The sequence below is a fragment of the Microbispora sp. KK1-11 genome (assembly GCF_006874435.1).
In the GTDB taxonomy this organism is placed as follows: domain Bacteria; phylum Actinomycetota; class Actinomycetes; order Streptosporangiales; family Streptosporangiaceae; genus Microbispora; species Microbispora catharanthi.
This window is the reverse complement of sequence record NZ_VIRJ01000073.1, coordinates 1-4,173: the sequence shown is the minus strand read 5'-3', so window position 1 is coordinate 4,173 and position 4,173 is coordinate 1. Positions and strand designations below refer to the sequence as shown.

Annotated in this window: 2 protein-coding genes and 2 pseudogenes; 1 reads left to right on the top strand and 3 read right to left on the bottom strand. The window is 70.8% G+C overall.

Translation table 11 applies throughout. The features are described from left to right. A pseudogene (locus FLW16_RS42660) lies at positions 1-567 on the top strand (serine protease); the annotation flags it as partial. Positions 568-666: 99 nt separating this feature from the next. Here the strand turns inward: FLW16_RS42660 and FLW16_RS42655 are convergent. The 3 genes and pseudogenes from FLW16_RS42655 to FLW16_RS42645 form a co-directional block, all read right to left on the bottom strand. Further along, positions 667-2,475, bottom strand: coding sequence for an ABC-F family ATP-binding cassette domain-containing protein (locus tag FLW16_RS42655; RefSeq protein WP_142566681.1), 1,809 nt, complete (start codon positions 2,473-2,475; stop codon positions 667-669). A 12-nt stretch (positions 2,476-2,487) separates the two neighbouring features. Then, on the bottom strand, positions 2,488-3,414 hold the full coding sequence (locus tag FLW16_RS42650; protein ID WP_142566680.1) for a 4-(cytidine 5'-diphospho)-2-C-methyl-D-erythritol kinase: 927 nt from the start codon (positions 3,412-3,414) through the stop codon (positions 2,488-2,490). A gap of 192 nt (positions 3,415-3,606) precedes the next feature. Further along, positions 3,607-4,173 (bottom strand): annotated as a pseudogene (locus FLW16_RS42645) (serine protease); the annotation flags it as partial.

Below are 4,173 nucleotides of genomic sequence, written 5' to 3'. Positions count from 1 at the left end.
CGCGGCTGGGACGAGGGCAAGGCCTCCCGGGACGGCAAGGCCTTCTACCTCAAGAAGGGCGACAAGTACGTCGTCCGCACCTACTGGATCAACTACGACGTCGACTACCGCCTGACCGGCCGGGCTCTGTCGATCGGCCTGAAGGACGTCGGCACCCTCGGCTCCAACGTCGGCGGCCAGGGCCTCGCCTACAACCAGAAGATCGGCAGCGGCACCTTCGTCTTCGGCTACCCGAGCGGTTCGCACCCCGACGGGAACCACGCCTACAGCGGCAACACCCTCAAGTGGTCGTACGGCAAGACCTTCAAGGCCAGCTCCCCCACCATCAAGGCCGAGGAGCTCGTCGGGATCAAGTCGTCGTTCACCGGCGAGGGCGCGCTCGGCTCGGCGTGGCTGTACCGCTACAGCAACACCAAGCGGCTCGGCTACCTCAACGGTGTGACCATCGGCGTCGCCGACCGCGACGGCAACAAGCGCTACGACACCAGCGTCTCCCCGTACTTCGACGGCGAGACCTACGGCGTCTACAAGGTCGCCGCGAACAACTGGTCCGGCAAGATCGTCTGATCCGTCACCGCGTACGCGAAGGGGCCCGGCATCCAGCCGGGCCCCTTCCCGTTCACAGTGACAGCGGCGGCGTCGAGAGCGCGGCCGGCCGACGGCGCTCTACTGCCCTTCGAGGCGCTCGGCCACCGTCATCCACTCGAGCTCGGCCGACTCCTTCTGCGCGGCGATCTCCCGCAGCTCGGCGTCGAGCTTGGCAAGGCGCTCGAAGTCGCTCGCCGCCTCGGCCATCTCGGCGTGCAGCTTCGCCTCACGCTCGCCGAACTTGTCGATCTGCCGCTCCAGCCGGTTGAGCTCCTTCTGCAGCTCCCGCAGCTCCTTGGCGGTCGGCCCGCCCGCCGGCGCCGGCTGGTCGTCCTGGCCGCCCCGCTCGGGAGCGCCGGCGGCAGAGGCCGCCCGGGCCGACAGGGCCGCGCCCGCCGCACGGCGTTCCAGGTATTCGTCCACGCCGCCGGGCAGCATCGACAGCCTGCCGTCGCCGAGGAGCGCGACGCAGCGGTCGGCCACCCTCTCCAGGAAGTACCGGTCGTGGCTGACCACCACGAGCGTGCCCGGCCAGGCGTCGAGGAGATCCTCCAGCTCGGTGAGCGTCTCGATGTCGAGGTCGTTGGTCGGCTCGTCGAGCAGCAGGACGTTCGGCTCGTCCATGATCAGCCTGAGGAGCTGAAGTCGCCGCCGCTCGCCGCCCGACAGGTCGCCGACGACCTTCCACTGGGCCTCGCCGCGGAAGCCGAGGCGTTCGAGCAGCTGGGAGGCCGACCACTCCTTCTTGCCCACCTGGACGTACTTGCGGATCTCCTCGACCGTCTCCAGCACCCGCCGCGTGGGGTCCAGCTCGGCCAGCTCCTGCGACAGGTGCGCGAGCCGCACCGTCTTGCCGCGCACCATGCGGCCGGAGTCGGGCTCGACCGTGCCGGACAGCAGGCGCAGCACCGACGACTTGCCCGAGCCGTTCACCCCGATCAGGCCGATCCGGTCCCCCGGGCCGAACTGGTACGTGCAGTGGTCGAGCACCAGCGGACCCGATGCCGGGCCGCCCGCGTGGAGCGTCACGTCCTCCAGGTCCGCGACGGTCTTGCCGAGCCGCGCCGAGGCGAAGTTCAGCAGCTCGACGGTCTCCCGCGGCGGCGGCTCGTTCGCGATCAGCGCCTCGGCCGCGTTGATCCGGAACTTGGGCTTGGAGGTCCGGGCCGGCGGTCCGCGCCGCAGCCAGGCGATCTCCTTGCGCATGAGGTTCTGCCGGCGCTCCTCCGCGGCCTGCGCGATCCGCGCCCGCTCGGCCTTGGCCAGCACGTACGCCGCGTAGCCGCCCTCGTATCGCTCGACGGAGCCGTCCACGACCTCCCACGTGCGGGTGGAGACCGCGTCGAGGAACCACCGGTCGTGGGTGACGACCAGCAGCGCGGACTTGCGCTGGACGACATGCCCGGCGAGCCAGGCGATCGCCTCGATGTCGAGGTGGTTCGTGGGCTCGTCGAGGATCAGCAGATCGTGCTCCTCGATCAGCAGCCGCGCCAGGGCCGTACGGCGACGCTCCCCGCCCGACAGCGCGCCCGCGGGAGCCGCGAGGTCGATGTCGGCGAGCAGGTTGGCGAGGATCTCCCTGATCGCGGCGTCGCCGGCCCACTCGTGCTCGGCCCGGCCGGCCAGGACGATGTCCTTCACGGCGGCGTCCGGGTCGAACTGGTCACGCTGGGAGAGCGTGCCGACCCGCAGCCCGCGGGTGTGGGTGACCCGGCCGCTGTCGGGCTTCAGTGCTCCGGCGATGATCGAGATGAGCGTGGTCTTGCCGCCGCCGTTGCGGCCGACGACGCCGATCCGGTCGCCCTCCTCCAGTCCGAGAGAGACGTCGGCGAGCAGGGGCTTGGGCCCGAAGGCGTGGGAGACGGACTCCAGATTGACCAGATTCATCGCCCGTAAAGCTTATCCGGCCACGGTGGCCCCAGGGACGGGCCCGGAGGCGGTGACGACCGACCTGCAGCCGTCCACGTCCTTGATCAGGGCGGCCAGCTCGTACGCCCGCTCGGCCGACTCGGCCAGGAAGGCGCAGGTGGGACCGGAACCGGAGACGATCGCGCCGAGCGCCCCGTGCTCACGGCCGGCGGCGAGCGTGCGCGCGAGCGAGGGACGCAGCGCCAGCGCCGCGGGTTGCAGGTCGTTGGACAACGCCTGCCCCAGCGCCTCCGCGTCGCCCTCGCGCAGGGCGGCGAGCAGGGCCTCGTTCACCGCGGGCGTGGGCGCGGCCACCCCCGCCTCCTCGCGCAGCCGGTCGCACTCGCCGTACACCCTCGGGGTGGACAGACCGCCGTCGGCGAGCGCGAAGACCCAGTGGAAGACCCCCGCGGTCTCCAGCGGCGCGAGCCGCTCGCCGCGTCCGGTGCCCACGGCGGTGCCGCCGAGCAGCGCGAACGGCACGTCGCTGCCGATGTCGGCGGCGATCTCCATCAGGTCCTCGAGGGGCAGGCCGAGGCCCCACAGCTCGTTGCAGGCCACCAGCGCCGCGGCGGCGTCGGCGCTTCCTCCGGCCATGCCGCCCGCCACGGGGATCGACTTGCGGATCAGCAGATCGGCCCGGTAGGAACGGCCCGCCCGCTCGGCCAGCGCCCTGGCGGCCCGGACGGCGAGGTTGTCGTCGCTCACCGGAACCTCTCCGGTGAGGTCCCCCTCGACCCTGACTCCGAGCGGGGCGGCGGAGAGGTCTCCGTCGAGCGGCTCGGCTGCGGTGACCTCGTCGAACAGCGAGACCGCATGGAAGACGTTCACCAGGTCGTGGTAGCCGTCCTCGCGCAGCGGGCCGACCGCGAGCTGAAGGTTCACCTTCGCCGGCACGCGCACCGTGATCGCGCTCATCGCCCGCTCACCGCCTCACGTCGTCGCCGTGCCCGGGCTGCTGTTCCCGCGCTCCTGTTCCTGGCATGGGACCCGAGCTTAGCGTCACCCACGCCCCCGGAGATTGCGCAGGCCGCCGCGAGCGAGTCCCTGTCCGGGCAGCGGAAAGGGGCCCGGCTGAATGCCGAGCCCCTTCGCGTGCGCGGTGACGGATCAGACGATCTTGCCCGACCAGTTCTTCGCGGCGGTCTTGTAGACGGCCAGGGTCTCACCGTCGAAGTACGGGGAGACGCTGGTGTCGATGCGGTTGTTGCCGTCGGTGTCGGAGACCGCGATGGTCACACCGTTCAGGTAACCGAGCCGCTTCGTGCTGCTGTAGCGGTACAGCCAGGACGAGCCGATGGCGCCCTCACCGGTGAAGGAGGACTTGATGCCGACGAGCTCCTCGGCCTTCATCGACGGCGCGGCCGCCTTGAAGGTCTTGCCGTACGACCACTTGAGGGTCTTGCCGGAGAAGGCGTAGTTGCCGTCCGGGTGCGAGCCGCTCGGGTAGCCGAACACGAAGATGCCCGTGCCGATCTTCTGGTTGTACGCCAGGCCCTGACCGCCCACGTTCGAGCCGAGGGTGCCGACGTCCTTGAGACCGATCGACAGAGCCCGGCCGGTCAGGCGGTAGTCGACGTCGTAGTTGATCCAGTAGGTGCGGACGACGTACTTGTCGCCCTTCTTGAGGTAGAAGGCCTTGCCGTCGGCCGACGCCTTGCCCTCGTCCCAACCGTC